Source organism: Centipeda noxia ATCC 43541 (genome assembly GCF_000160555.1).
In the GTDB taxonomy this organism is placed as follows: Bacteria; Bacillota; Negativicutes; order Selenomonadales; family Selenomonadaceae; genus Centipeda; species Centipeda noxia.
Map to the genome: position 1 here is coordinate 426,171 of NZ_GG749280.1, position 25,651 is coordinate 451,821.

The 25,651-nt window shown below is 58.9% G+C and carries 27 protein-coding genes; 9 read left to right on the forward strand and 18 right to left on the reverse strand.

Going from position 1 to position 25,651, the window contains the following annotated elements; translation table 11 throughout:
- Positions 1 to 85: 85 nt before the first annotated feature.
- From HMPREF7545_RS05980 to HMPREF7545_RS06065, 18 genes are all read right to left on the reverse strand, one after another.
- Complete coding sequence (locus HMPREF7545_RS05980; protein WP_248681278.1) at positions 86 to 2,644, reverse strand: sulfatase-like hydrolase/transferase; 2,559 nt, start codon at positions 2,642 to 2,644, stop codon at positions 86 to 88.
- Between the two features lie 53 nt (positions 2,645 to 2,697).
- The gene (locus HMPREF7545_RS05985) at positions 2,698 to 4,362 is read right to left on the reverse strand and encodes a formate--tetrahydrofolate ligase (protein ID WP_006694801.1); all 1,665 of its coding nucleotides are present in this window, start codon (positions 4,360 to 4,362) and stop codon (positions 2,698 to 2,700) included.
- Between the two features lie 14 nt (positions 4,363 to 4,376).
- Positions 4,377 to 5,231: a bifunctional methylenetetrahydrofolate dehydrogenase/methenyltetrahydrofolate cyclohydrolase FolD gene (gene folD / locus HMPREF7545_RS05990; RefSeq protein WP_006694802.1), complete on the reverse strand. Its 855-nt coding sequence runs from the start codon at positions 5,229 to 5,231 to the stop codon at positions 4,377 to 4,379.
- Positions 5,232 to 5,267: 36 nt separating this feature from the next.
- The gene (locus tag HMPREF7545_RS05995) at positions 5,268 to 6,116 is read right to left on the reverse strand and encodes a 4-hydroxybenzoate octaprenyltransferase (protein ID WP_006694803.1); all 849 of its coding nucleotides are present in this window, start codon (positions 6,114 to 6,116) and stop codon (positions 5,268 to 5,270) included.
- 8 nt (positions 6,117 to 6,124) lie between these two features.
- Positions 6,125 to 7,585, reverse strand: a complete 1,461-nt coding sequence (locus HMPREF7545_RS06000; RefSeq protein ID WP_006694804.1) for a menaquinone biosynthesis decarboxylase — start codon at positions 7,583 to 7,585, stop codon at positions 6,125 to 6,127.
- Between the two features lie 11 nt (positions 7,586 to 7,596).
- Positions 7,597 to 8,436 (reverse strand): twin-arginine translocase subunit TatC, encoded by an 840-nt coding sequence (tatC, locus tag HMPREF7545_RS06005; RefSeq protein ID WP_006694805.1) that lies wholly within the window; start codon positions 8,434 to 8,436, stop codon positions 7,597 to 7,599.
- A gap of 3 nt (positions 8,437 to 8,439) precedes the next feature.
- Positions 8,440 to 8,655 carry a twin-arginine translocase TatA/TatE family subunit gene (tatA, locus tag HMPREF7545_RS06010; protein WP_006694806.1) on the reverse strand — a complete coding sequence of 72 codons (216 nt, stop codon included), beginning with the start codon at positions 8,653 to 8,655 and terminating at the stop codon, positions 8,440 to 8,442.
- Between the two features lie 22 nt (positions 8,656 to 8,677).
- The gene (gene tatA / locus HMPREF7545_RS06015; protein WP_006694807.1) at positions 8,678 to 9,001 is read right to left on the reverse strand and encodes a twin-arginine translocase TatA/TatE family subunit; all 324 of its coding nucleotides are present in this window, start codon (positions 8,999 to 9,001) and stop codon (positions 8,678 to 8,680) included.
- A gap of 35 nt (positions 9,002 to 9,036) precedes the next feature.
- Complete coding sequence (locus HMPREF7545_RS06020; protein ID WP_040571272.1) at positions 9,037 to 10,002, reverse strand: polyprenyl synthetase family protein; 966 nt, start codon at positions 10,000 to 10,002, stop codon at positions 9,037 to 9,039.
- Between the two features lie 302 nt (positions 10,003 to 10,304).
- Entirely contained in the window at positions 10,305 to 11,513 is a 1,209-nt protein-coding gene (locus tag HMPREF7545_RS06025) for an LL-diaminopimelate aminotransferase (RefSeq protein WP_006694809.1), read from the reverse strand.
- 145 nt (positions 11,514 to 11,658) lie between these two features.
- Positions 11,659 to 13,149, reverse strand: a complete 1,491-nt coding sequence (locus HMPREF7545_RS06030) for a phosphodiester glycosidase family protein (RefSeq protein WP_006694810.1) — start codon at positions 13,147 to 13,149, stop codon at positions 11,659 to 11,661.
- Positions 13,150 to 13,242: 93 nt separating this feature from the next.
- Positions 13,243 to 13,689, reverse strand: coding sequence for a rod-binding protein (locus HMPREF7545_RS06035; protein WP_006694811.1), 447 nt, complete (start codon positions 13,687 to 13,689; stop codon positions 13,243 to 13,245).
- A 12-nt stretch (positions 13,690 to 13,701) separates the two neighbouring features.
- Entirely contained in the window at positions 13,702 to 14,814 is a 1,113-nt protein-coding gene (locus tag HMPREF7545_RS06040; RefSeq protein WP_006694812.1) for a flagellar basal body P-ring protein FlgI, read from the reverse strand.
- A gap of 15 nt (positions 14,815 to 14,829) precedes the next feature.
- A complete protein-coding gene (locus HMPREF7545_RS06045; protein ID WP_006695901.1) occupies positions 14,830 to 15,429 on the reverse strand; it encodes a flagellar basal body L-ring protein FlgH in 600 nt (199 codons plus the stop codon).
- Positions 15,430 to 15,467: 38 nt separating this feature from the next.
- Positions 15,468 to 16,235, reverse strand: coding sequence for a flagellar basal body P-ring formation chaperone FlgA (flgA, locus tag HMPREF7545_RS06050; protein ID WP_006694814.1), 768 nt, complete (start codon positions 16,233 to 16,235; stop codon positions 15,468 to 15,470).
- Positions 16,232 to 17,059, reverse strand: coding sequence for a flagellar basal-body rod protein FlgG (gene flgG / locus HMPREF7545_RS06055; RefSeq protein ID WP_006694815.1), 828 nt, complete (start codon positions 17,057 to 17,059; stop codon positions 16,232 to 16,234). Before flgG ends, flgA begins: the two co-directional genes overlap by 4 nt.
- 74 nt (positions 17,060 to 17,133) lie before the next feature.
- Positions 17,134 to 18,162, reverse strand: a complete 1,029-nt coding sequence (mreB, locus tag HMPREF7545_RS06060; RefSeq protein ID WP_006694816.1) for a rod shape-determining protein — start codon at positions 18,160 to 18,162, stop codon at positions 17,134 to 17,136.
- A 21-nt stretch (positions 18,163 to 18,183) separates the two neighbouring features.
- Positions 18,184 to 18,657: a hypothetical protein gene (locus HMPREF7545_RS06065; protein WP_006694817.1), complete on the reverse strand. Its 474-nt coding sequence runs from the start codon at positions 18,655 to 18,657 to the stop codon at positions 18,184 to 18,186.
- A gap of 181 nt (positions 18,658 to 18,838) precedes the next feature.
- Between HMPREF7545_RS06065 and HMPREF7545_RS06070 the strand changes: the two genes are divergently transcribed.
- The 9 genes from HMPREF7545_RS06070 to nrdG all read left to right on the forward strand — a co-directional run bounded on the left by HMPREF7545_RS06070 (position 18,839) and on the right by nrdG (position 25,643).
- Positions 18,839 to 19,381 carry a GNAT family N-acetyltransferase gene (locus HMPREF7545_RS06070; RefSeq protein ID WP_040571243.1) on the forward strand — a complete coding sequence of 181 codons (543 nt, stop codon included), beginning with the start codon at positions 18,839 to 18,841 and terminating at the stop codon, positions 19,379 to 19,381.
- 5 nt (positions 19,382 to 19,386) lie between these two features.
- On the forward strand, positions 19,387 to 20,574 hold the full coding sequence (locus tag HMPREF7545_RS06075; protein ID WP_006694819.1) for a phosphopentomutase: 1,188 nt from the start codon (positions 19,387 to 19,389) through the stop codon (positions 20,572 to 20,574).
- Between the two features lie 327 nt (positions 20,575 to 20,901).
- Entirely contained in the window at positions 20,902 to 22,224 is a 1,323-nt protein-coding gene (locus tag HMPREF7545_RS06080) for a thymidine phosphorylase (RefSeq protein ID WP_006694820.1), read from the forward strand.
- A complete protein-coding gene (gene cdd, locus HMPREF7545_RS06085; protein ID WP_040571244.1) occupies positions 22,214 to 22,621 on the forward strand; it encodes a cytidine deaminase in 408 nt (135 codons plus the stop codon). The genes HMPREF7545_RS06080 and cdd overlap by 11 nt, the downstream gene beginning before the upstream one ends.
- Positions 22,618 to 22,986, forward strand: coding sequence for a response regulator (locus tag HMPREF7545_RS06090; RefSeq protein WP_006694822.1), 369 nt, complete (start codon positions 22,618 to 22,620; stop codon positions 22,984 to 22,986). Before cdd ends, HMPREF7545_RS06090 begins: the two co-directional genes overlap by 4 nt.
- Positions 22,983 to 23,441: a hypothetical protein gene (locus HMPREF7545_RS06095; protein ID WP_006694823.1), complete on the forward strand. Its 459-nt coding sequence runs from the start codon at positions 22,983 to 22,985 to the stop codon at positions 23,439 to 23,441. Before HMPREF7545_RS06090 ends, HMPREF7545_RS06095 begins: the two co-directional genes overlap by 4 nt.
- A gap of 25 nt (positions 23,442 to 23,466) precedes the next feature.
- The gene (locus HMPREF7545_RS06100; RefSeq protein WP_006694824.1) at positions 23,467 to 24,558 is read left to right on the forward strand and encodes a mechanosensitive ion channel family protein; all 1,092 of its coding nucleotides are present in this window, start codon (positions 23,467 to 23,469) and stop codon (positions 24,556 to 24,558) included.
- 301 nt (positions 24,559 to 24,859) lie between these two features.
- Complete coding sequence (nrdD, locus tag HMPREF7545_RS06105; protein ID WP_006694825.1) at positions 24,860 to 25,144, forward strand: anaerobic ribonucleoside-triphosphate reductase; 285 nt, start codon at positions 24,860 to 24,862, stop codon at positions 25,142 to 25,144.
- Positions 25,116 to 25,643 (forward strand): anaerobic ribonucleoside-triphosphate reductase activating protein, encoded by a 528-nt coding sequence (gene nrdG, locus HMPREF7545_RS06110; protein ID WP_006694826.1) that lies wholly within the window; start codon positions 25,116 to 25,118, stop codon positions 25,641 to 25,643. Before nrdD ends, nrdG begins: the two co-directional genes overlap by 29 nt.
- Positions 25,644 to 25,651: the final 8 nt, after the last annotated feature.

The window sequence follows — 25,651 nt, forward strand, 5'->3', positions numbered from 1 at the left end:
GCACATCGTCTGTATTATTGTATGAATTGCACTGGTAAGATTAGCACAAAACAATCCTTTTTGCAAGGAATTGCATCCGCTCGCTTCAGCGTCGGAAGCTCTCCGTATAGTTCCGCACAATATCCAGAAAATACCGCGCCAGCGCATCGTCAAATACCTCGCGGTAGTTCTCGTCCCGCTCATGGATATGATAGCTGTATCGATCCAGAGAGATCGTCCCGTCCTCCCGCGTAAACTCCTCCGTCTCCAGATGGAACGCATGACGTTCCGTACGCACGCAGATCTTATACGTCTGCCCCGGATAGATCGAATTGCTGACCGTATACTCCCGCCTTGTTCCGCCGAATGCCTCCGGCAGGTTGCCGTCCAGATACGGCGCATCAATCGGATAGCCCGCAAGTTTGCCGAGAATCTTATAGATATCAACCGCGCTTACGAGTTCATCCACGCGCCCCAGCTGCGGTACACCGGCACCGCGCGCCATCAGCGCCGCTCCCGTCTGCTCCTCACTCATGAGATACGGGCTGCGTGAGTGTACCGACGCGCCGTGATCGGAATAGAGCAGAACAACGTACTCGTCATCCGCATAGTGCTGCTCGATGTAGTCGAAAAGATATCCTAACTGCCGATCTGCTGCACGAATTTCACCGTGATTGACATATTGGCTGAGCGGGTTCGGCTTCAGGAATACCGATGCGCCCATATCCTGCGGCTGCAATACGTCTGAGAGGGGCAAATGCGCCGACGCATACGCCGGTGTACTGACATCCGCATTATACGGATGCGTATCCGCAAAATGCGTAAAGAGAAAGCTGTCGCATTCATCAAATGTCTCGAGATGACGAATCGTGCGCTCAATGCCTTCAGCAGCCGGCATCATCCAGTGATTTACAATCAGCCGGTCATACCCGCGCGTTGCACCGTTATATATTCCCGCCCCGCAGCTTTGTATGTTGGCACAGTAATAACCGAGCTTCTTCATCTGCTCCGAGATTGTCACATAGGACGGATCAAGCGCGAAGGGAACCCCGGGCTCTGCGATCTGCGTATGATGCTGATACAGCCCTGTCTCGATCGTCGCGAGGGCCGGATAGGTATACTCAGCCATGGAGAAATGATTGTCAAAGATCACCCCTTTGCTGAAAAACCGCAGGACATTCGGCATCGGCACAGAACGCCCCTGCTGTATTTCTTTCCAGCTGAGGCCGTCGGCAAGGATATTCAGAACAAACTTTTTTCGTTGGGGGCTGTGGCGAAGGACGATCGGCGCACCGACGAGAAACGGCTCGGCTGACCGGATTGTTACCGGCTTATCTGCGCGGTAGAAATTAAATTCTCCCTGCGCAAGCATCATTGCCCGCTCAAAGCCCGTGCTCTGAAAGGTCAGCACCTGTTCCTCCCGCGCTGCGGCGACGGGAACAAGAACGGGGCTCTCATCTGCAGGAGCAATCTTCGCCTCGCGCATTTCATCGGCCTTCATAACATCAAAGACGAAATCATTGAAAATGGGAAGGTTATACCGCTCTGTCACGGCATTCATAAGTGCGAGCACCTTCGACCGAATATGCATGAGGCCATATGGATTGTAGATGCCCGTCCGGTAAGCCGGAAGCTGATCGGAGAAGCGGGGCAGTTCTGCACAGACGGCGGCCTCTAAATGCGTCTTCATCGCCCCCGCATCCAAATAGGCTCTTGAAACAAAGGGAGCAAACTGCGTATTTGTATAGGCCGCCGTGAGCGCCTGCATGCATTTTTCCCTGTCGCTTTGGGGGAACTCAATGCTGTCGCAGCTCTTGCCGACGACTAAAAAAAGCAGTGCGCGGTCCAGCCGTCCCGCAGCTTTATAAATACGGTAGAGCAGACGGCAGGCAGCAGCACTCATCTTCCGCTTTTCATACGCCGCTTCCCCATAGCGAAGTGCTGCACCTATATCCTGTCGGTCAAGTGCCGCTTCCGCATGAAATATTTCGTACAGTTCCCCATACGGATACAGGCGATGATACTTTTCCGCACACTCCTGCATTGATGCGCCGAAATCGTGCATGCGAACGGCTTCTGTAAGCCGCACGCCGAGATCACTTATCTCATCGTTCCGTATGTCCTGAGAAAATCGTTCCATACAAGGGGCGGCTCCGCCGTGCGTGAGATCCGAAAAGATCAGCGTATGATACAGCGTCTGCAGCGCATTTTCGCGTGCATGAAAGAGAAATGCCTGCCGCTCCTTGTCAAAGAGCACACTGTAATCATTGGTCAAAGGAAAAACAGCAACGGGAAGCCGGTCATAGTCCGGGAGCGCAGGAGCCCCCTCCATGGACGCAAGAATACGGCGATTCGCCTCATAATTGGCACACATCGCCGCCGCATTGGGTTCATGGGAAAGCCCACACAGGAGGTCATAAATCCCTGCGTTCCCGCGCTCGTTGTAAGCCTGCATCAGGGCGTGGACGCCCTCAATATAGCAGTCCTCATCGAACGACTTTGCCGTCATGCCGAGCAGCGTTTCGCCGAGCAGCACGCGCGCCGCATATGCCGTATCCGCATCCTGTTCCTCCGCGCTGCGCGCAAGATATTCCCGTGCCAGCGCACAGAGTTCTTCATGCGCGCCGCGCGCGGACAAAAGGCGAAGTTGTTCGTTTATTGTCATATCAGGCATCCCCATACACCCTGCTCCGTCTTGCAATCATCCCATATTCTGCATCAGAACAATCCCGTAATGACACCGTCTCCTGTGATATCCATGCCCATTGCCGCCGGGACTTTCGGCAGTCCCGGCATCGTGAGGACGCTGCCCGTGAGCGCGACAATAAAGCCCGCACCCCAGGAGGCGCGCAGCTCGCGCACGGTGATGCGGAAGCCCGCGGGGCGTCCGAGCAGTGCGGGGTTGTCCGAGAAGGAGTACTGCGTCTTTGCCATGCAGACGGGTGTTTCCGTCATGCCGAGCATCTCCATCTCCGTCATTTGTTTCTTTGCCTCCGGTGTAAAGTCCACACCGTCTGCGCCGTAAATTTCTCGGGCAATCATCTCAATCTTCTCCGCGATGGGCTTCTTCACATCATAGAGCGGATGGAAATCGGACGGCTTCTTGATCGCGGCCTCTACCGCATCTGCGAGCGCAAGTCCGCCTGCGCCGCCCTTTGCCCAGACCTCGGAGCGCACAGCAGGTGCACCGAGACGCGCGCAGAGTTCCTCGAGGAGAGAAAGCTCCGCCTCGGTATCGGTGGGGAACACGTTGACGGCAACCACAGCAGGCAGTCCGAACTTGCCGATGTTCTCGATGTGCTTTTCGAGATTCGCCGCCCCCCTCTTGAGCGCGTCGAGGTTCTCCGTACCGAGTTCATCCTTCGGTACGCCGCCGTTCATCTTGAGCGCGCGCACGGTGGCGACAATAACGGCCGCATCCGGTTTCAGACCCGCAAGGCGGCATTTGATGTCAAAGAACTTCTCCGCACCGAGATCCGCGCCGAAGCCCGCCTCCGTAACAACATAGTCCGCACATTTGAGCGCATATTTTGTTGCCATGACGCTGCTGCACCCATGCGCGATATTTGCGAAGGGACCGCCGTGGATAAGCGCAGGCGTCCCCTCGATGGTCTGTACGAGGTTCGGCTTGATCGCGTCTTTAAACAGCAGGGCCAGCGCTCCCGTTGCACCGAGTTCCTCGGCATGAACGGGACGCCCGCTGCGCGTGTAGCCGATGAGGATGCGGCCGAGACGGTGCTTCATATCCGCGAGCCCGTCGGCGAGACAGAGGATCGCCATCATCTCCGAGGCGACCGTGATGTCAAAGCCCGACTCGCGCGGCACCCCGTGGACGCGGCCGCCAAGGCCCGTGACTACATGGCGCAGAGCGCGGTCATTGATGTCGAGGACACGCTTCCATACGATGCGGTTCACATCGAGATCGAGTGCATTGCCCTGAAAGATATGGTTGTCAATGAGCGCGGCAAGGAGGTTGTGTGCGGTCGTAATGGCATGGAAATCCCCCGTAAAATGGAGGTTGATGTCCTCCATCGGGACAACCTGCGCATAGCCGCCGCCCGCGGCGCCGCCCTTCATGCCGAAGCAGGGGCCGAGCGAGGGCTCGCGCAGAGCAACAACCGTCTTCTTGCCCTGCCGGTGGAGTGCGTCGGCGAGGCCGATGCTCGTCGTTGTCTTCCCCTCGCCCGCCGGCGTCGGATTGATGGCCGTAACAAGGATCAACTTTCCGTTTTTTTTCGTGCGCCCGGCAAGCGCTTCGGCAGTCAGCTTCGCCTTATATCTGCCGTAGGGCTCGATCTGCTCTGCCGCAATCCCGAGCGTGCCGGCAATCTCCGCAATCGGGCGCATCTTGGCCGCGCGCGCGATTTCAACGTCGGATTTCATATCAAGATCCCCCCTTATGCGTTCTGGGCCTTCGCCGCCTGCACGACATTCTCCATCAGCATGGCCACGGTCAGGAGGCCGACACCGCCCGGCACAGGTGTAATCGCTCCCGCGACCTCGGCAGCCGCATCAAAGTCCACGTCGCCGACGAGTTGCTTCGGCGCAATCCGGTTGATGCCGACATCAATCACCGTCGCGCCCGGCTTTACCATATCCGCCGTGACAAAGCGCGGCCGTCCGACGGCCGCAACGAGAATGTCCGCCGCACGCGTGATCTCGGCGAGGTGCGCCGTCCGCGAGTGACAGAGGGTAACGGTCGCATGGCGTTCGAGCAGGAGATGGGCCATCGGCTTGCCCACGATATTGCTGCGTCCGATGATGACGGCGTGTGCTCCCTCCATCGGGATGCCCGCATATTCCAGCATGCGGATACACCCCGCAGGCGTACAGGGGCGCAGCCCCGGCGTGCCGATAAAGAGATGCCCGACATTCACGGGGTGAAAGCCGTCCACATCCTTGCGCGGATCGATCCGGCTCAAGACTTCCTCCTCGCTCCCTGCGAGCGCAGCGGGCAGCGGCAGCTGTACCAGGATGCCGTGCACATGATCGTCCGCATTCAGCGCGTCGATGCGCGCAAGCAGCTCCTCCTTCGTCGTCTCCTCCGGCATCGGAATATGATCCGAGAGAATGCCGAGTTCCTCACACGTCTTCTGCTTGTTGCGGACATAAACTTCCGACGCGGGGTCACTGCCGACGATGATGACGGCAAGGCGCGGATATATTCCGCGTGCACGCAGCGCCAGCGCCTCGTGTTCTGCGCTTGCCTTAATGCGCGCGGCAAATTCTTTCCCATACAAAATGCGTGCCATACGCTCTCCTTTCGGCTATGTGTGCCGATAAAAATTTTACACCAAATAACTCATCCACGCAAAGATAAAAATTGCAATCGACACAATCCCGTTGCGCATGAAGTACATCTGCGTCACCCGCGAGAAATCCGTCGGCCCGGCAATGCGGTGCTGATAGACGAGCGTTGCCGCCGCAACGGCGACGCCGATAAAATACGGCCACGTGAGATGCATCATCCCCCCCAGCAGGGCAAAGAGCAGAATGGACAGCACGTGCATCGCGCGCGCGATCCGGAACGCGCCGTGTGCCCCAAAGGAAACGGCGAGGGAGTGGAGTCCCTGGCTGCGGTCAAACGCCTCATCCTGCGCACCGTACATCGCATCAAACGCTGCGATCCAGAGCGCAACTGCGAGGAAAAGCACGATCATCGGCAGTTCGATCCGACCGCTGATCGCCACCCATCCCCCCGCCGGAGCCATGCCGATCGCGATGCCGAGGAAAAGGTGCACCCATCCCGTCACACGCTTCAGAAAGGGGTAGACGAGGAAGGGCAGCGCCGCAAACGGCAGGAGGCGGATGCAGACGGGGTTCAGCTGCAGCACCGCAAATACAAGCACAAGGAGGCACACGCCTATAAAGACGAGCGCCTCCTTCTTTGTCACGCGGCCCTGCACCATTGCACGGTAGGTGAGGCGGGGCTGCTGCACATCATATTTCAGATCGGCGAGGTTGTCGAGTGCGAGCGCTGCCGAACGCGCCGCCGTAATGGCGAGCACGATCCAGGCGAGATCACTGAGGGGCGGATGCCCGTCTGCAGCAAGGAGCGCTCCCATCAGAGCAAACGGAAGGGAAAACACCGTATGGTGAAAAGCGGTGTTGTTCATATGCGCCCGCAGGCGCTCCATCCACCAGCTCAATCCAGACCGAACTCCTTCCACCGCGCATCAACGCGCTTTACAATCTCCTCCGACATTGCGATCTCATCAGGCCACTCGCGTGCGTGCCCCTCCTCCGGCCACGTCTTGGTCGCGTCGATCCCGAGCTTCGAGCCCCACTTTGCCATCGGCGAGGAGTGATCAAGAACATCCAGCGGCCCCTGCACGATCTCGAGATCGTATTTTGCATCGATGTTGTTGAAGACGCGCCACCAGACTTCCTTCATGTCCTGCACGTTCACGTGCGCATCCACAACAATGATCATCTTTACGTTCATCATCTGTCCCATGCCCCAGAGTGCATGCATGACCTTACGCGCGTGCATCGGGAACTGCTTCTTGATCGAGACGACAATACAGTCGTGGAACACGCCCTCGAGCGGCATGTTGACATCGATGATCTCGGGGAGCATCTGCTTCAGCAGCGGGAGGAAAATGCGCTCCGTGGCCTTTGCGAGGAAGCAGTCCTCCATCGGCGGTTTGCCGACAACCGTCGCCGAATAGATCGGATCCTTGCGGTGCGTAATCGCCGTGATGTGAAAGACCGGATAATCGTCCGCGAGCGAGTAGTAGCCCGTATGATCACCGAACGGTCCCTCTCTGCGCATCTCATCCGTATCAACGTAGCCTTCGAGGATGATCTCTGCTGTCGCCGGCACCTCGAGATCGACCGTCACACATTTCACCAACTCGACGGATTTGTGCCGGAGGAAGCCTGCAAAGACCATCTCGTCGATGTCACGCGGCAGCGGTGCCGTCGCCGCATAGGTGACAACGGGGTCCGTGCCGATGGCGACCGCCGCTTCGATGCGCTGGCCGCCGCGCTCCTTCATATCGCGGAAATTCTCCGCGCCGTTCTTGTGGATGTGCCAGTGCATGCCCGTCGTGCGGCTGTCATACTTCTGCAGGCGGTACATGCCGACATTGCGCTTGCCCGTTGCAGGATTCTTGGTAAAGACGAGCGGCAGGGTCACAAACGGACCGCCGTCGTCCGGCCAGCATTTCAGGATGGGAATCTCGTCGAGATTCGGGTTCTCCGTCTCGATGACCTCCTGGCAGGGCGCATTCTTCACGTATTTCGGGAAATTGATCGCCTTGCGCGCCATCGGGATCAGTGTCATGAGGTTCATCTTATTCTGCAGGGAGATGTGCGGGATCTTGAGGATCTCTGTGAGCTCATCGGCAATATCGTCGAGCTTCTCCACGCCGAATGCGAGCGCCATGCGCTCGTAGCTGCCGAATGCATTCATAAGCACAGGCATCTTCGAGCCTCTGACATTCTCGAAGAGGAGGGCGACATTCTTCTCCCCCTCCAGCTTTGAGATGCGGTCCGTGATCTCGGTAATCTCAAGTTCCGGATCAACCTCCGCCGCAATGCGCTTCAGAAGCCCGCGCTCCTCGAGCGCCGCAATGTATTCGCGCAGATCCTTATAGGCCAAGATTTTCCCTCCTACTTTCTCAGTATAAACCGAACGATCAGATAGCCGACGCCGTACAGCGCAATCATCGGCAGGGCGATCATCGACTGCGTGAACACATCCGGCGTCGGCGAGATCACGGCAGCGATGACAAACGAGAGAAAGATGACAATCCGGGCATATTTTTGCAGGAATGCCGACGAGATAAAGCCCAGCTTGCCGAGAATGGTAATGATGAGTGGCAGTTCAAAGACGAAGCCGAACGGCAGCACAAACATAATGACGAATTCGAAATAGCGGTTTACGGAAAACATCGCCTCGAGCTCCGCGCTGCCGAAGCTTTTGAAGAATAGGATCGCTGCGGGAAACACGAGGAAGAACGAGAAGGCGAGTCCGAGGAAGAAAAGGCCAACCGACACGGGGACAACGATCCCGAGCACGAGTCGTTCCTCCCGCGTAAGGGCAGGCAGAAAGAAGCGCCATACATGGTAAAAGATCACCGGCAGCGCGAGAAGAAAGCCCACGACAACAGCGATCTTGATATAGGTAAAGAACGCCTCCGCGGGCTGCATATAGTAGAGCTTTCCAACCGGAACGGTCAGATAGTGCATGATATCGTCAATGAAATAATAGCCGACCGCAGAGCCGGCAGCAACGGCGAGGAGGCATTTGATGAGCCGCGCGCGCAGCTCCGTCAGATGCGCCACAAGCGACATGCTGCCGTCGTCCTCCTCTGCGGGCGGTTCCTCTCCGCCCGTTGGATCCGGCTCCGATACAGGCACAGACGACACCTGCGTGTCGGCGGCAGCAGGGAGAGGCAGCGTCTTATCCGCCTGTTCCTCTGCGCCGGCCGCTCTCGATTCCTCTGTCATGGGTCAGCTCTTCGCCTCGGGCTTCTCGCTCTCCGGCAGACGCTTTGCCTCTTCCGTAACATTGATCTCCGCCCGCGTCTCCTCCTCATTGTTGGCCGATTTGAACTCCTTGATGCTCTTTCCGAGCGCTTTGCCGATGTCCGGCAAACGTCCGGGTCCAAAGATCACAAGCCCGATGATGAGAATGAGTACGAGCTCGGGTACCCCCAATCCAAACATAAGAACCTCCTAAAACAATATGCTACGCTTTATTTTCTGCATCCGGCGCATTCTGCGCCGCTGCATGCGCCTCAACCGCTGCCGCAGCCGTTTGCATCGTCGGCGATGCCGTCTGCTGCTCTGCAGCGGGTTCCGATGATACGGGATGCTGCGGGGCCGGCTGTGTCGGCTGCACAGGCGGAGGCTCCGGCGCATTGATCGCCGCCGTCAGCGCATTCGATGCCTTGCGGAACTCCCGAATCCCTTTGCCGAGTGTACGTCCCATCTCGGGGAGTTTGCCGGGGCCGAATACGATGAGCCCCACCACCAAAATCAAAATCAGCTCCGGTACGCCTATGCCAAACATGGATGACTCCTTCTCACGGTACTGCCGCGTTATCTCTAAAATTCTCTCCGCCCGATGAAATCCGCTGCCATGAGACATGTCTCACGAACGCGCTCGTCCAGCTTCTCCGGCAGCACGTTCTTCGCGCGCTCCAAATAGGCATCTGCCTGCGTTTGGGCATAATCCAAACCGTCCGTCATGCGCACGATATCGAGCGCACGCGCGACCTCCTCCTCCGTCATTTTCGGATTCGTAACGAGAGCCGTCAGCTCAGCACGCCCATGTGCATCGAGCACGGAGAGGGCACGAATGACGGGCAGCGTCACATAGCCCTGTGCGAGATCGTGCCCCGCCGGTTTCCCGATATGCTCCGAGGTCTGCCGAAAGTCCAGCAGATCATCCGTGATCTGGAACGCCATGCCGAGCGCCTGCCCGTATTGCGCCATACGCGCCGTATCATCGGCGCTCATTCCGCCGATCATCGCGCCGAGCTCGCAGCAGATCTCAAGGAAGTCCGCCGTCTTCTTGCGGATGCGCTCATAGTATGCGCTCTCGTCCTTAGGCACCTGATAGACCGTATGATCCTGGAGGATCTCCCCCTCGCTCAGCGTGCAGACGAGCTGCGCCAATTTGACGTAAATCGACGAATCGTATCCTTTTTCCGCAATGAGCTTAAACGCGCGCGCAAAGATGTAGTCCCCCGTCAGGATTGCGATCTGATTTCCCCATTTTGCATTCGCCGTCGCAGCGCCGCGCCGCGTATCCGCCTCATCAATGACATCGTCATGCACGAGCGAGGCCGTATGAACAAGCTCCAATGCGGCCGCGATCGGCATTGCACGTGCGGGATCGAACGACGTTCCTCCGCGTGCCGCAACCAGAAAGAGCGCAGGGCGCAGACGCTTCCCGCCCGATGAGACAAGGTGCGTCCCGATGTCCGTTACGAGCGCCGTTTCAGAGGCGATCGCTTCCGTGAGCGTCAGCTCAAGCATTTCGAGATCCGCCTGTATGACGTCAAACATGTCGTTATTCAACGTTGTATCACCTACATCAGGCGCATCTGCGGAGCGCCGTTCTTTCTTCATCAAAAAATGCTCGGAGGTCATAAATCTCCACACATTTTAACATATTGCGCTGAGACCGTCAAAATTATTTCTCTGCAGCAAAAAGAGGATTCTTCGGCATGATATAAAAAGTCCTTCGGTTCCGTGCAGGACAAGATCGCAGTTCAATCTTTGCCTGTATGATAACGTGAACCGAAGGACTGTCCCCGCGGATGGTCCGGGATTCTGTGCAGTATAGGGGCTGCTTCGGGCGCATGGTCTTATCGCGCGCGGCCGCCCTGCCCTCCGAGCAGCGACACGAGCCGTCTGGCTGCTTCCTCTGTATCTGCCGGTGCGCCAAAGGTCGAGAAGCGGAAATAGCCCTCGCCGGCGCTGCCGAATCCCTCGCCGGGGGTGCCAACCACCTGTATCTCATGGAGAAGGTAATCGAAGAACTCCCAGCTGCCCATGGAATCCGGGCACTGCAGCCATATATAGGGGGCGTTTTTGCCGCCGCAGTACCAAATGCCGAGCGTATCCAGCGCCGCCATCAGATAGGCTGCATTCCGCTTATACACGCTGATATTTTCCCGAATCTCGTGCTGCCCCTCCGGGGTAAAAACGGCTGCCGCTCCCTTTTGGATAATATAGGAAACGCCGTTGGTCTTAGTGGTTCTGTTGCGGACCCACATGGCGTTCAGGGAGAGACCGCCCCGCTCCAGCTCCCGCGGTATCACGGTATAGCCGAAGCGCGTCCCTGTGAATCCCGCCGTCTTGGAGAGCGAGGAAATCTCGATGGCGCAGGTTTTCGCTCCCTCGATTTCATAGATGCTGTGCGCGATATCCTCATCCTCGATGAAGGCCTCATAGGCTGCATCAAAGAGGATGACGGCCCCGATCTGATTGGCATAATCCACCCACGCCCTCAGATGCGCACGGGAAAATACCGCGCCCGTGGGATTGTTCGGCGAACAGATATAGATGATGTCGGCGTGCAGCGACGGATCGGGCAGCGTCAAAAATCCGTCTTCGCGGCACGAGGAAACGCGGACGATGTCATTGCCGGCAATGATATTTGCATCGACGTAGGCAGGGTACGCCGGCTCCATGATGAGGACACGTTTTTCCCTCCCGAGGATGTCCAGAATATCGCCCAGTTCATCGCTCGCGCCGCTCGAGACGAACACATCCTCCGGTGCGAGCCGCACGCCGCGTCCGGCGTAGTAGCCGGCGATCGCTTCCCTCAGCTCCGGCGCGCCGCATTCGGGCATGTAGCCGTGGAACGTCTCCTGTGCCGCCTGATCGTCCACCGCGCGATGCAGCGCTTGGATCACTGCCGGACAGAGTGGCAGCGACACATCGCCGATGCCCATGCGGTACAGTCGCTTGTCCGGATGCTCTGCCATATACGCCTTCGTCTTCTGCGCAATGTTGTAGAACAGATAGGAGTCCTTCAGGCTGCCATAGTTCATGTTGGGAATCATCGTCATACCTCTTTCAGCAATAGGAGTACGTTCGAAACGAACGTACTCCTATGATCGTTTTTACTGATTTTACTAAATCCCGCAGTTTTCTTCAAGCCCCCGCAAGAGTCTCCGAGCACCTGCCGGCGTCCCCTGTGCGATGTGCTCGTCCTCAGAGCTTTCGCTGCAGAATCAACGCACTCCCGACAGAGCGCTCCGTTCCGTCGGAGGGCGCGTTGAGGACCGTGCCGCCCGCATAGAGCGCCGACGATCCGCCGCCGTCCAGATTGAGTGCGTCACGCACGCCGAATTTCACAAGCAGCTGCGCAAACTCCGTCAGCGTCAGCCCGTGACTGTGCGACTGACGCCCGTCGACCACAGCCAGAAGAATATTTCCATTCTTTGTCACGCCCACTGCACTGCGCGGCGCGCGTCCGTAGCGAATGTCGCCCGGGAACTGCTCCTCGCCTGCCGTCACGTGCACACTGCCGTCCGCAACGAGGCGCGGTCCCGCCCCGACAATCTGCACGGCACGGTCCCACGGTGTCCCCGTGCGCTCCGTAAGTACGGCCGGATCGCCTACGCGCACGCCCGCAAAGGCATCCATTGATGTACCGTGCACAGAGACGACATATCCATCCGCCGGGATCGCCGAATCGTTCGTATTGATCTCCGCCACGCGTCCCCCGCGAATCACATACTCAAGGCCGTAGGGATTTGTCTTCGTCGATCTGCCGTAGGCGCGGTTGTAGATGATGAGATTGTTCTCGCCGCGCTCGGAGTTGACGCCCGAGACGGGGAGCGTCACCTGATCGATTTTCACCGTACCGTTGTACGAAATCGTGCCGAATACGAAGGAGCCGTCGGGCATCACGCCGAATGCGCTGCGGTCGTAGTAAGTGGTGCCGACAATCGTTCCGTCGATCTTCGTCACGCCGAGAATCTCGCCGTTTGCGGCAAAATAGGATGCATTGACTGCGGCAGCAGCATTCGTATCGCGCGCGATGCCGCTCACAGTCTGGCGTCCGGGAATAACGCCGCGCGCAAGTGCGGGCCGCACATTGTAGCGCGCAGGGTCCGCCTCAACAAAATATGCCGTCACGCGCCCGTCCGCATCCTCGTAAACATACGTACGCTGCGTAAGCCCCTCTGCAAGCTTTGTCTCGCGCAGAATCGGGAGCTGCGGATTCTCCGGCTTCGTCGCCGCCGTACCGCCTCCCGTGGGCTTTTCAGGCTTTGCAGGCACAGGCGGTACCGGCCCTGCCGGAGTCTTGACCGCTCCCTTCGGCGCGATATCGAGAAAAATGCGGAACGGGTTCGTCAGGTTGCCGATCTCATAGGCCATCCCCTTCGCCATCGTGACGGTCACATAGAAATGACTGCCGCGCTTCGTATAGGAGACAGACTCGACGCGCCGCGTGCGCACGGCCGCGCGTTTGAGCGCGGCCGCATTGGTATCCGCAAAGTCAAAGGTCACTTCGCGGCCGTCTTCCGAAAGCGTCACATGATAGACTGGCATCTGTGTGAGGTCGAACACAATACGGTCACGCTCCACCCCGCTCGACGTACGGATGCCGGTGAGCCCCGCTGCCGCTGCAGCATAGGAAGACACCGCGAACATGAGCACTGCGGCAAGAACAAAAATTTTCTTAAAAAATTGCATAAAATACTCCAAACCAAGCGGAAAAACTCCGCAATAGAAAAGGGGATGCTGCGCAAACAGCTTCCCCTTATAAATGACCGTAAATTTCTTCTCTCACTTCTTGACGACGGTTGGCGACAGCTGCTTATACATCATATCTGCCAAACCGATGCCGCCGCTCTTAGCCGCTGCATTCATCAGCTCCGTGTCCCGCATATCCTCAAAGATCTTGATCGCGTTGGATTTCTTTCCGAACAGCCCGCTCTCGGGCACCGTCGCGCGCATCTGCTTGTACATCATACTGAGGAACATCGCCTCGAAGCCCTCGCATGCCTCGCGCAGCTTCTTCGCCTGCACATCGGCATCCGACATCGGATTCTTCGGCACATAGCCCGCGGCCGGATCTGCTGCCGCACTGCTGTGCGCGGCTTCTGCCTTTCGCCGGAGCTCGTCGAGCGTCGCCTGAAAGGACTTCTCCTCGGCACTCGTACGCGCAGCATCATAGGAAGAATTCGCCGCGGCACCGAGAAGCGAGGCATCGCTGATTGGCTGTATCATCATGCTTCCCCCATCTCACACAATGTCGAGTTCGGCGTGCAGGGCCCCTGCCGCCTTCATCGCCTGCAAAATCGAAATTGTATCGCGCGGCGATGCGCCCACCGTGTTGAGTGCGCCGACAATGTCGCTGACATTCGTCGTCGCCGGCAGGACGATCGTGCTGCCCTTCGCATCTGTCGCCGCAACGTCGGGATCCTCTGTCACCACGGTATTTCCGTAGCTGAACGGCCCGGGCTGCGAGACGTCCGTATTCGCCTGAATGCGGATCGTGAGTCCGCCCTGCGTGATGGCAACGGCGTCCACCGAGATGTCGCCGCCCATGATGATCGTCCCCGTGCGCTCATTCACAACAACGCGCGCAATATTGTCGGGACGCACCGGCAAATCCTCAATCGAGGCGACAAACCCGACCACGTTGCCGCGGTAATAGGCGGGGATCGCTACATCCACACGCCCGGGATTCGTCGCCTGTGCGATGTTCCCGTACTGCGAATTGATTGCCCCCGCTACACGCGTCGCCGTCGTAAAGTCCGAGCGTGAGAGGGAGAGTGCGATGTGCCCGTCCGCTCCGATGTCGTCTTCCACCGAGCGCTCGACAATACCCGCGTTCACAGCGATGCCGACGGTTGGAAACGCCTTCGTCGTGCTCGTGCCGCCGCGTCCCGCCGTAAATCCGCCCGTAGAGACCGCGCCCTGTGCGACGACGTAGACTTCGCCGTTGCCGGCACGCAGCGGGGTCTGAAGCAGCGTGCCGCCGCGCAGACTCTTCGCGTCGCCGATGGAGGAGACCGTCACATCGAGGCTGTCGCCCTCGCGCACGAACGGCTGGAGCGTTGCTGTCACCATGACCGCCGCAACATTCTTGAGTTTGAGCGATCCCGTATTGACGTTCACGCCGTAATTGATCAGCATATTCGCAATGGACTGGATCGTCTCGCCCGAGCTCGACCCATCGCCCGTCCCGTCAAGGCCGACAACAAGGCCGTAGCCCATGACCTGGTTGGAGCGCACGCCCTGCACCTTGGAGATGTCCTTGATCCGCGTCACCGCAGAATCCGCCGACGCAGTCCCCGGCAGTGCGGAGAGCGCGAGCGCAAGGAGGAGCAGAAGGACGGCATATTTCTTCATAAAAAGCGCCTCCCGTCAGAACAGAATATTGAAGATCTGGGTGAGGATGCCCTGACGCTGCTTGGCGTTCAGTGGTCCCTTCCCGTCGAATCGGACAGTTGCATCCGCCACGCGCGTCGAGAGAATCGTATTTGAGCTTGAGATATCCTCAGGGCGGCACATGCCGCGGAACGTGATCTTGTGCTCGTTGCGGTTCTGCCAGATGGACTGCGTCCCCTCGAGGATGAAGTTCCCACCCGGCGTGATCTCTGTCACGGTAACCGTAACATTGCCGATCGCACGATTCGTCGAGGAGGCGGATCCCTTCGCCGTAAATTTATCCGAACCACTTGCCGAGGCCGCTTTAAGGAAATCAAAGATACCGATGCCGGCGCCGATGTTAACCGAGCCGCTCTTCTCATTTGAATTGTTTCGCGATGCCGTGGTCGTCGTATTCTCACTGATGATGATCGTGACGATATCCCCGACGCTCGTCGCGCGGTGATCGGCAAATACATTCTTCGTCGGATAACCATTCGGATTTTTCCACAGGGATTCCGCCGAGACAGCGGGCGCCAGATGCGCTGTGCAAAGGACAGCGGCGAGCAGGCCTGCAAGCCATTTTCTTTTACTCATATCGAACTCCTTATGGAAACTTACGGAAATGAAAGCTCTCATCCAATGATCTGCACCGTCTGCGCGTCGATGATCCTGCCGCGCATGATCTTGCCGGAGCGTGCATTGCGCACGCGGATCGTATAGCCGATGCGGCCGCTCTCGATCGCCACGCCCTCCGCCCGAACGAGGATGCCGTTCGCATTGTGGACCAGCTCCACGGCATTCCCCGCACGCACAACGAGCGGCATGGCGAGCATGGGCGGCGTGATGACTGTATCCCGGCGAATATAGCGCCCGGCGACACGCCCTTCAAGCCGCGTAAAATCCGTCAGCGTCAGCTCAGGCACGGTGTCCACCGCGCGCTCCTCCACGCGCGCATTCGCGGGAGAGATCTCCGTCTCTGCGCGGATATCCGTCATCGCGACGAGCACGCGGTCATACACCGTCAGCCGATAGTAGCTCGTCGCGCGCTGATGGAGGACGCCGTCCACATAGACGGCGAACACGGCAGGGAAATCTCTGCCGTAGGGCATCCCGCGCGGGAACTCCACAACGGCAGTCACCTCGCCCGCCGGAAGATGCATGGTCGACGCGGCACGCTGCAGACGCAGCTCGTGCCGGCGCGTCTCGCCGAGATCGGAGAGCGTTTCCTCGATCTTCTGCTCGGCAAGCGCAGAAAGCTGTACGGAAGAGATCACCGTTGGAAAACGTGTTCCCTGCGCCGTATGATAGGCCGCAGCGGAGATCTCTCCCGCAGGCAGAAAAGCGAATAAGCCACTCCATAAGCATAGAATGGCTGTGAAAATGCTTCTTTGAAGGATCAACGCTTGAGCGTATTCGCGATCTCGAGCATCGAGTCGGATGTCGTGATAGCCTTCGAGTTGGACTCGTAGGCGCGCTGAGAGACGATCATATTGACCATTTCCTCAACGATCTGCACGTTGCTCATCTCGAGCGTCCCCTGCGTGAGCGTACCGGCGCCGTCAACACCCGGGTTCGACTCGATCGCCTCGCCCGATGCGTCAGAGACGACGAAGAGGTTCTTGCCGATCGCGGTCAATCCCGCCGGGTTCACGAAGCGCGCGAGCGTGATCTGTCCCGCCTCCTGCTGCTGGGTCTGCCCTGCCTCACGGTAAGAGACGCGCCCGTCGCCGGAGATCGTAATGGAATCCGACGGCGCATTCTCACCGATCGTGATGCCGTCGGCAAGGAGATACCCGTCCGTCGTGACCATGCGGCGGTCGCTGTCGAGCTTCCACGTGCCGTCGCGCGTGTAGCGCGGTCCCTGCGGGGTGTTGACGACAAAATATCCCTCGCCCGAAATGCCGAAGTCATAGGTGTTGCCCGTCGTCTGCAGCGCACCCTGAATATGGTCCGTTGCGATCTCATCCACGGCGGAGCCGAGGCCGAGGCGCCCGACGCGCGGTGCGCCGAGCCCGTCGACGCGGAAGCCCTTGAAGCTGGTCACATCCGCATCCGCAGAGTAGTCGTTGATGCGCCGAAGCAGCATCGGCTCGAACTCGCGGATCGCCATATCGTCGCGCTTATAGCCTGTCGTCGCCGCGTTGGCAAGATTGTTTGCGATCATGTCCGTGTGCTTGGTCTCAGTGATCATGCCCGACGCTGCGATATAGAGTCCTCTCCACATAGCTTATCCCTCTTTTTCCCGAAACATATCTTCACTCGTATTAATTTCGCTGTAAGATGCGTTTTTCCTTCTTATTATTTTTTTCTTCCGAAGGTGGTATTCGTCGCCTTTCCGTCGAATTTGTCAAAGACGTCGAGCGCCTTGCCGCAGCCGAGCGCAACGCAGGACATGGGCTCGTCCGCAACGACCGTCGGCGTTCCCGTCTCCCTCTGAATGAGCTCCGCCATCCCGTAGAGAAGCGCACCGCCCCCCGTCAAGACGATGCCGCGGTCCATGATGTCCGCCGCGAGCTCGGGCGGCGTCTCCTCGAGCACCTTCTTCACACAGTCAATAATGCGCATGACCGAGGGTTCGATCGCAGCCGATGCCTGCGCCGTAGAGATCGTGACCGGCTTCGGGAGCCCCGAGAGCAGATCGCGCCCGCGAATCTCCATCTGCTCGCGCCGCGCCGACGTATACGCCGCACCGACACGCAGTTTGATGTCCTCCGATGTGCGCTCTCCGATGAGCAGGTTAAACTCCCGCTTGACATAGGAGATGATGTCCTCGTCAAAGGCATCGCCCGCGACACGGATGCTCTCGCTCGTCACGACGCCGCCGAGGCTGATGATGGCGACGTCCGTCGTACCGCCGCCGATATCGACGACCATCGAGCCCTGCGCCTCTACGATGTCAAGCCCTGCGCCCATCGCCGCCGCAAGCGGCTCCTCAATGAGCTGGATATGCCGTGCGCCCGCCTGTTCCGCGGCCTCCTGAACGGCGCGCTGCTCTACCATCGTCACGCCTGAGGGGATGCAGATCATGATGCGCGGTCGAAAGACGATGCTGCGTCCGACCACCTTCTCGATGAAAAAGCGCAGCATGCTCTCCGTAATGTCATAGTCTGCGATGACGCCGCCGCGCAGCGGACGGATCGCAACGATGTTGCCGGGCGTACGCCCGATCATCTGCCGCGCCTCCTCGCCGATTGCGAGCACCTGGTTCGTGTCGCGGTTCATCGCAACCACCGAGGGTTCTCTTAGGACAACCCCCTTCCCCTTGACGTAGACAAGCACATTTGCGGTTCCTAAATCAATTCCTATATCCATTGACATGCCGAACATGTACGGAAATCCTCCTGTATCTTAATCATCTGCCCTGTCATCTGCCTGCTGCTCCTCTTTGGGAATGAGTGCCTGCCGTATTTCCTCGAGAGATTTCTCCAGCGACGTGTGATACTCCTCCTGCAGCTCCTTGCTGTCCCATCGGCACTGTCTTCCATAAAGAAGGATGGCATCGAGATAGGCAATGACAATCTCGGAAACATATGCCCCGGCGACCTCATTCGCCGTCAAATAGACCTCTTTCGTCTGCAGCTCAAAGGCAATGCGGTCGATATAATGCTCTCCTTCGATAAGATAGGCAAGAGAACGCAGGCGCAGACTCATTTCGCGTGCGGTAACAGCATCCCTTGAATGCGCGGAGCGATCCGCGGCGATCTTTTCAAAAATCGCCCACGCCTCGTCGCACAGCTTCCCCACAGCGTCGAGCACCCGATCGCGCGCGCGTTTTTTGCGCCACAGCACATCGCGCACCGACGGCTTCTTCTGCTCTCCCATTCCCTTCCCCCGATTCCGTTCGATTTCTTTCTCAGTTTCTTCATTATATGATGTTCGTCTGTTATCGTCAATCCATAATTAATTATAGATAGAAATCTCCGCGCGATGCAGAAAGATTTGCATTTGCATGTCCGTTCAATGTAAAATAAAGGAAATATTTTCGTTTGCGAAGGGGATTTTTATGGCAGAGATTTTGAAGGAAGGTCCGCGGCTGCGCCTGCGGCGTGCAGAAGCCGCGGACATCGACTACATCTGCGCCCTGCAGGAGGCAAAGGACAACAGCGACTATATCGTCCCGTTTTCGCGTGCAGACCATGAGACGATCGTCGCACAGTCCAAGGCTGCGATGGACATCATCGTCGAGAAACGCAGCGGCGGGAGCATCGGGTATCTCCACATCGCCGGTCTCCTCCTCGCCTCCAAAGAGCAGGAGTGGACACACGTCGTCATCGCAAAGAAGGGCCTCGGCTATGGACACGAAGCGATGAAGCTCCTCAAGGCATGGGCGTTTGACGATATGGGCGCGCACCGTGCGTGGCTCGACTGCAAGGACTACAACGCGCGCGCCCTGCATCTCTATGAGAGCGAGGGCATGGTGCGCGAGGCACTGATCCGCGAGACGATTCTGCACCGCGGCGTTTACGAGAACCTCGTCGTCCTCGGCATCCTCGATCGCGAATATGCTGCACGAAAACGTGCAGGCCTCGAATTGGAAGGAATGTGACGGTCATGCAAAACACAGGCATCAAGAGGGTCTTCCTCATCGTACTCGACAGCTTCGGCTGCGGCGCGGCACCTGACGCGGCGGAGTTCGGCGATGCGGCGACGTGCAGCACGCTGCGCTCGGTGACGGAGAGCGGTATTTTCCCCGCGGCAAATCTGACGCGGCTCGGCATCTACAACATCGACGGCGTAGGGACAGGAACGCCGAGCAGCGCTCCCATCGGCGCGCATGCACGTATGCGCGAGCTCTCACGCGGCAAGGACACGACCATCGGGCACTGGGAGATGGCGGGCATCGTGCGCAGCGATCCGATGCCGACCTATCCCGACGGCTTCCCGCCCGCGATCATCGCACAGCTCGAAACGGCGTTCGGGCGCAAAATTCTCTGCAACAAACCGTACTCCGGGACGGAGGTCATCCGGGACTACGGCAGAGAGCACGAGGAAACCGGCGCGCTCATCGTCTACACCTCTGCCGACAGCGTGCTGCAGATCGCCGCACACGAGGAGCACGTCCCCGTGGAACGACTCTACGATTACTGCCGCAAAGCGCGCGCGATCATGCAGGGTGCGCACGGCGTCGGGCGCATCATCGCGCGCCCCTTCGTCGGCACGTTCCCAAACTATACGCGCACGCCGCGCCGCCATGATTTCTCCCTCGACCCGACAGGCGACACCGTGCTCGACGCGCTCAGCCGCATCGGCCGCGACGTGATCGGCGTCGGCAAGATCTCCGATATCTTCGGCGGACGCGGACTCACGCGCTCACTCGGCGTCAATGAGACAAATACCGACGGCATGCGGAAGACGACCGCGCTCCTCGCAGAGGACTTCACGGGGCTGGCCTTCGTCAATCTCGTCGACGGCGATATGATCTACGGCCACCGCCGCGACGTTCCGGGCTATGCACGCGCAATGCAGGAGTTCGATGACTGGCTTGCAAGTTTCCTCCCGGCAATGAAGGCAGACGACGTACTCATGATTACGGCGGATCACGGCTGCGATCCGGGAGCAGAGGGCACCGACCACACGCGCGAGTACGTCCCGCTCCTCGTCTATGGAGAGCGCATTGCGCCCGTCAACCTCGGCACCTACCCCACCTTTGCCATGATCGGCGCAACGATCGCGGACATCTTCGATGCGCCGCTTACGGCAAAGGGCGAGAGTTTCCTGCCGCGCATTCTGAAGCAGTAATTTTTGAGATACCATCTCAACCGTGCGGAACGCCTTAGCAAACCCTAGTGGAGCAAGTGAGTAAATACTGACCTGCCCAAGAAGCAAGTCCGAAGGACGAAGCTGATTGGGAAACAGGTCGCATGCGAAAACGTCCCAAGAACACGAGCGTTAGCGAAGTGCGATTGGATGACGTTGACCGCTTGCGCGGTACGCCCCGACGGATTTCTTTCGTTTAAGCGCAGCGCGTTTAAGAAATCCGTCGGTATTTAATCGTACAAGCGCACGATCACTTGCGTAACGAGGCGTTTGCGTGGAGTTCGCAAGGGAAACCACAGGAGCATTCCTATGAACATGTACGATCTGATCACGAAAAAAAAGCGCGGCGAGGCACTGTCGCGCGATGAGATCGCCTACTGGATCGGCGGCTATGTCGCCGGCACGATCCCTGACTATCAGGTATCGGCGCTCCTCATGGCGATTTACTTTCGCGGCATGACCGCCGCAGAGACGACATCCCTCACCGAGATCATGGCGGCGTCCGGCGATCACATCGATCTCTCGGCGATTCCGGGGCACAAGATCGACAAACATTCGACGGGCGGCGTCGGTGACAAGACCACTCTCATCGTCAGCCCCATCGTCGCCGCATGCGGCTGCAGTGCGCCGAAGATGTCGGGGCGCGGCCTCGGACATACGGGCGGCACCGTAGACAAGCTCGAATCCATCCCCGGTTTCCGCACGAACCTCCCGCAGGAGGAATTTATCAGCGTCGTAAAGGACTGTGGTCTTTCCCTCATCGCGCAGGCGGGCACACTTGCGCGCGCGGACAAGCTGCTCTACGCCTTGCGTGACGTGACAGCGACCGTCGACAGCATCCCGCTGATCGCTTCCTCCATCATGAGCAAAAAGCTCGCCTCAGGCGCGGACGCCGTACTCCTCGATGTAAAGGTCGGCCGCGGCGCGTTCATGAAGACGATCGAAGAGGCGCGCACACTCGCCGAGACCATGGTCGCCATCGGAAAGAGCGCGGACTTTCCTACGGCGGCGCTCCTCACGAATATGGAGCAGCCGCTTGGCTGCGCCGTCGGCAACAGCCTCGAAGTCGCGGAGGCGGTCAGTGTGCTGCGCGGTGCAGGCCCCGATGATCTGTGCACGATCTCGCTCGCACTCGCAGCAGGCATGCTGCAGCTCGCGGGACTGGGCACGTTCGACGCCTGCCGTATGCGCGCCAAAGAGGCGATCCGAAGCGGCGCGGCATTCGAGGCACTCGTCCGCATGACCGAGGCGCAGGGCGGCGACATCTCCGTCCTCCATGATCCGGCAAACTTCCCGCAGGCACGCGTCCGCCGCACGGTATGCGCAAAAGAAGGTGGCTATCTGACCATGCTCGACGCCGAGACGGTCGGCCGCGCTGCCGTCCTCCTCGGTGCGGGCCGCACGGAAAAAGATGCGCCCATCGATCACGCGGCAGGCATTTATCTCCATAAAAAATACGGCGCACGCGTTACAGCCGGTGAACCGCTCGCTGAGCTTTACGCTGCAGACGAAGCGCGGCTGGATGCGGGTGAAGCGCGCTTCCTCGGCGCGATCGCCTGCGGCACAGAAGAGCCCGCGCCTGTGAAGCTCATCTATGGATATGCAGATGCGGAGGGCTGGCATGACCGATAGAGAACTCGTTGCACGCGCGGCAGAGTTCCGCAGCCGCGCCTATGCGCCCTACTCGGGCTTTGCCGTCGGTGCTGCTCTTCTCGGGCGCAGCGGCAGGATCTACGGCGGCGTCAACGTCGAGAACGCCGCCTATCCCGTCGGCATCTGTGCCGAGCGCGCGGCGATTGCAGCCGCTGTCACAAGCGGCGAGCGCGCGTTTGAGGCGCTTGCCGTCATCGCGGACAGTCCGGAGGCATGCGCCCCCTGCGGCATGTGCCGCCAAATGCTCATGGAATTCCCAATGGAGCGCATCATCCTTGCCAACACGGCAGGCGATCTGCGCGTATTGACGCCGGAGGAACTGCTTCCGCTGGCATTCGGCGCAGCGGCGCTGCCCCATGAAGGAGATTTACAATGAAGATACTGATTGTCGACGACTCGCGCCTCGTGCGCATCAAGCTCAAGGCAGAGCTGTTTGACCGCGGGCACACGGTGATCGAGGCCCGCGACGGAGAAGAAGCGCTCGCACGCATTCAAAAGCAATCGCCCGACGCCGTATTTCTCGACATTATCCTGCCGAAACTCGACGGCTGCGAGGTGCTGCGCCGTCTGCGCGAGACACACCCGAATCTCCCCGTTGTCATGCTCTCAACGGCCGCGTCCGATGAAAATATTGCCTTTGCCAACGCAAGTGGAGCGCTGATGTTCATCCAAAAGCCGTATGCCGATCACGAGATCTCTGCGGCACTCGCCAAAATGCAGCAGCAGGTGGAGAGACAATGAACGCCTTGCATACGGCCTACATCGACACATTCCTCTCAGGACTCGCCGACTATGCGCGTGCATCGGCCGAGGTCGATGATACCCGCGCGCAGGAGCCGACCTACATCACCATATCGCAGCGGCTAGATGCGGACGGTGCCCCCCTGATCGTAGCGCTTGCCGCGTCTCTGGATGCGTTCTATGCGCTCGCGAGCGGTTACAGCGGCGTCTCGCTGGAGGGCATGGACGAGCTCGCCGTCGACGCTGTCGGTGAACTCTTCAACGTCATCAACGGGCATTTCTCCTCGCGGATGCGCGCAGAGGGGCACGCCGTCTCCATCATCGACCCGCCGCGCCATTACCACGGTCCGGCAGAGCCGGACGCACCGGCATTCAGATGCATCATCAAAAGTCCCGCCGGCGCCATGACCCTCATTGCGGCCGGTGAGGAATTTATCGCTGCACAGCCTCATTAAAGGCGCGTTTTGAAAGGAGCTTCCCTTGACCATCTTCTCATATACCATAGACTTCCATACCGTTGTGGACCTGCTGCTCGTCCCCGCCTGCATCCTTCTCGCCGCGCTCACCGTCGGCATCGTTGCCGACCGGCTCATCCGCCGCTACATCAACCGCCGCGTCGACGTAGACGAGAGTACGTGGAAATATGTCTTTATCCGCTCCATGCACGGCGTCCCCATCTTCTTCAGCTTCATCATCGGCCTCTACTGGGCAATCGACGCCGTGGAGATCTCCCCGACACTCACGAAACTGCTGTCCTATCTCCTCTTCACGTGCAGCATCTTCTCCATCACGCGCGTGATTGCGCGCACGATTGACGGCGTCGTCACGATGTACTTCGAGCGCTCCGACAAGAACCTCCCCAAGACGACTCTGCTCAACAGCATCCTCATCGGCATCATCTACGCGATCGGCATCCTCGTCATCCTCCAGTACTACGGCATCTCCATCACACCGATTCTGACCGCAGCGGGCGTCGGCGGCATGGCGGTTGCCCTCGCTCTGCAGGAGACACTCGCGAACATCTTTGCGGGTCTCCATCTCATTCTTTCAAAACAGCTGCGCCTCGGCGACTACATCCAACTCGGCACAGGAGAAGAAGGGCGCGTCACGGACATCACGTGGCGTTTCACCACCATCATCCCCGTCGGCGCAAGCAACACCATCGTCATCCCGAACAAGACCATCGCAGGTGCAAACATCACGAATTTCAGCCTGCCCACGCGCAGCATCAACATCAGCGTCCCCGTCGGCGTCTCCTACGACAGCGATCTCGCTCAGGTCGAGCGCGTCACCGTCGAGACGGCAAAAGAAGTGCTCGCACGCGTAGACAACAATCCGTATGCGGACCCCGCCGTGCGCTTTACAAATTTTGGGGACTCCTCCATCGACTTCAACGTCGTTCTGCCGTCCAGCAGGTTCGATCATCAGGGCGTCATCAAGCATGAATTCATCAAAGCGCTCACTGAACGCTACCGCACGGAAGGCATCGATATTCCCTACCCGATCCGCTCGATCATCCAGGAGCAGGAGAACCCCGCTCCCGAAGAACATGCGCAAGAGCATCGTTCATAACGCAGAAGAATAGACTTCATCTGTATCATTTATCCACAGAATGCACATGTTCTCCCTAGGGAAACTGTGGATAACTTCACCTCTGAAGCGGGGTCTGCAAATCCTTTTTTTATCGGTATTTTCATCAAAAATCGCCACAATGTACGAAAATTTCCTGTGGATAACTTTGTGTACAAACAACTATATATAGATTTCCTATTGACGAGTACACACTACATGTTGTATAATCCATCACGTAGCGGCGATCCGCCGCCAAGAATAAACAGCCGCCGGCACGCCGCGCGGAAAAGGAGAATGCAGCATGATCGTCAACGATATCAACGTCACGGTAAACGGCCTCTCGGACATCACCCAGCATGAGGTTGAAAACTACATCGCCTACATCGAGGGTCAGACCCATGAGAAGCTCGACCGTCTCTCCATCACGGGAACGGACGACGGACGCGTCACCCTCGGCTATGAGATGCGCCAGCCGAAATTCGAGCGCGTCCGCCGCATCACAGGCTATCTCGTCGGCACCACGGACCGCTGGAATAATGCGAAGCAGGCCGAAGAGCATGAGCGTGTCAAGCACGGACTCCACTGAGATTCACATCTCCGGAATCGCGCGCGACTCCATCGTGGACGGCGAGGGCATCCGGCTGACCGTATTCACCCAGGGGTGTCCGCGGCGCTGTCCGGGTTGCCATAACCCGGACACACAGCCGCTCGTCGGCGGACGGATGACCACGGTCGGCGAGATTATCGCCGAACTCGACGCCAATCCACTTCTCACAGGGCTCACCCTCAGCGGCGGTGAGCCCTTTCTGCAGCCGGCCGCTCTGCTCCCGCTGGCACGCGCGGCTCATGAACGCGGTCTCGATGTCTGGAGTTATTCCGGCTTTACGCTCGAGGAGCTGCGCGCGCAGGGAGACCCCGATGTGGATGCACTGCTCGATGAGCTCGACGTGCTCGTTGACGGCGACTACCGCGAGGAGCTGCGCGATCTCACGCTGCACTTTCGCGGCTCGCGCAATCAGCGTGTCATTGACCTCGCCGCGACCCGCGCCACCGGAACCCTGGCACTTTTATACGCAGACGAATAGCACAAAGC

Bases quoted from the DNA above. Each gene is read 5' to 3' on its own strand.
- HMPREF7545_RS05980 (WP_248681278.1), bottom strand. From the start codon at position 2,644: ATGACAATAAACGAACAACTTCGCCTTTTGTCCGCGCGCGGCGCGCAT.
- HMPREF7545_RS05985 (WP_006694801.1), bottom strand. From the start codon at position 4,362: ATGAAATCCGACGTTGAAATCGCGCGCGCGGCCAAGATGCGCCCGATT.
- folD (WP_006694802.1), bottom strand. From the start codon at position 5,231: ATGGCACGCATTTTGTATGGGAAAGAATTTGCCGCGCGCATTAAGGCA.
- HMPREF7545_RS05995 (WP_006694803.1), bottom strand. From the start codon at position 6,116: ATGGAGCGCCTGCGGGCGCATATGAACAACACCGCTTTTCACCATACG.
- tatC (WP_006694805.1), bottom strand. From the start codon at position 8,436: ATGACAGAGGAATCGAGAGCGGCCGGCGCAGAGGAACAGGCGGATAAG.
- tatA (WP_006694806.1), bottom strand. From the start codon at position 8,655: ATGTTTGGATTGGGGGTACCCGAGCTCGTACTCATTCTCATCATCGGG.
- tatA (WP_006694807.1), bottom strand. From the start codon at position 9,001: ATGTTTGGCATAGGCGTACCGGAGCTGATTTTGATTTTGGTGGTGGGG.
- HMPREF7545_RS06020 (WP_040571272.1), bottom strand. From the start codon at position 10,002: ATGTTTGACGTCATACAGGCGGATCTCGAAATGCTTGAGCTGACGCTC.
- HMPREF7545_RS06025 (WP_006694809.1), bottom strand. From the start codon at position 11,513: ATGACGATGATTCCCAACATGAACTATGGCAGCCTGAAGGACTCCTAT.
- HMPREF7545_RS06030 (WP_006694810.1), bottom strand. From the start codon at position 13,149: ATGCAATTTTTTAAGAAAATTTTTGTTCTTGCCGCAGTGCTCATGTTC.
- HMPREF7545_RS06035 (WP_006694811.1), bottom strand. From the start codon at position 13,689: ATGATGATACAGCCAATCAGCGATGCCTCGCTTCTCGGTGCCGCGGCG.
- HMPREF7545_RS06040 (WP_006694812.1), bottom strand. From the start codon at position 14,814: ATGAAGAAATATGCCGTCCTTCTGCTCCTCCTTGCGCTCGCGCTCTCC.
- HMPREF7545_RS06045 (WP_006695901.1), bottom strand. From the start codon at position 15,429: ATGAGTAAAAGAAAATGGCTTGCAGGCCTGCTCGCCGCTGTCCTTTGC.
- flgG (WP_006694815.1), bottom strand. From the start codon at position 17,059: ATGTGGAGAGGACTCTATATCGCAGCGTCGGGCATGATCACTGAGACC.
- mreB (WP_006694816.1), bottom strand. From the start codon at position 18,162: ATGTTCGGCATGTCAATGGATATAGGAATTGATTTAGGAACCGCAAAT.
- HMPREF7545_RS06065 (WP_006694817.1), bottom strand. From the start codon at position 18,657: ATGGGAGAGCAGAAGAAGCCGTCGGTGCGCGATGTGCTGTGGCGCAAA.
- HMPREF7545_RS06070 (WP_040571243.1), top strand. From the start codon at position 18,839: ATGGCAGAGATTTTGAAGGAAGGTCCGCGGCTGCGCCTGCGGCGTGCA.
- HMPREF7545_RS06075 (WP_006694819.1), top strand. From the start codon at position 19,387: ATGCAAAACACAGGCATCAAGAGGGTCTTCCTCATCGTACTCGACAGC.
- HMPREF7545_RS06080 (WP_006694820.1), top strand. From the start codon at position 20,902: ATGAACATGTACGATCTGATCACGAAAAAAAAGCGCGGCGAGGCACTG.
- cdd (WP_040571244.1), top strand. From the start codon at position 22,214: ATGACCGATAGAGAACTCGTTGCACGCGCGGCAGAGTTCCGCAGCCGC.
- HMPREF7545_RS06090 (WP_006694822.1), top strand. From the start codon at position 22,618: ATGAAGATACTGATTGTCGACGACTCGCGCCTCGTGCGCATCAAGCTC.
- HMPREF7545_RS06095 (WP_006694823.1), top strand. From the start codon at position 22,983: ATGAACGCCTTGCATACGGCCTACATCGACACATTCCTCTCAGGACTC.
- nrdD (WP_006694825.1), top strand. From the start codon at position 24,860: ATGATCGTCAACGATATCAACGTCACGGTAAACGGCCTCTCGGACATC.
- nrdG (WP_006694826.1), top strand. From the start codon at position 25,116: ATGAGCGTGTCAAGCACGGACTCCACTGAGATTCACATCTCCGGAATC.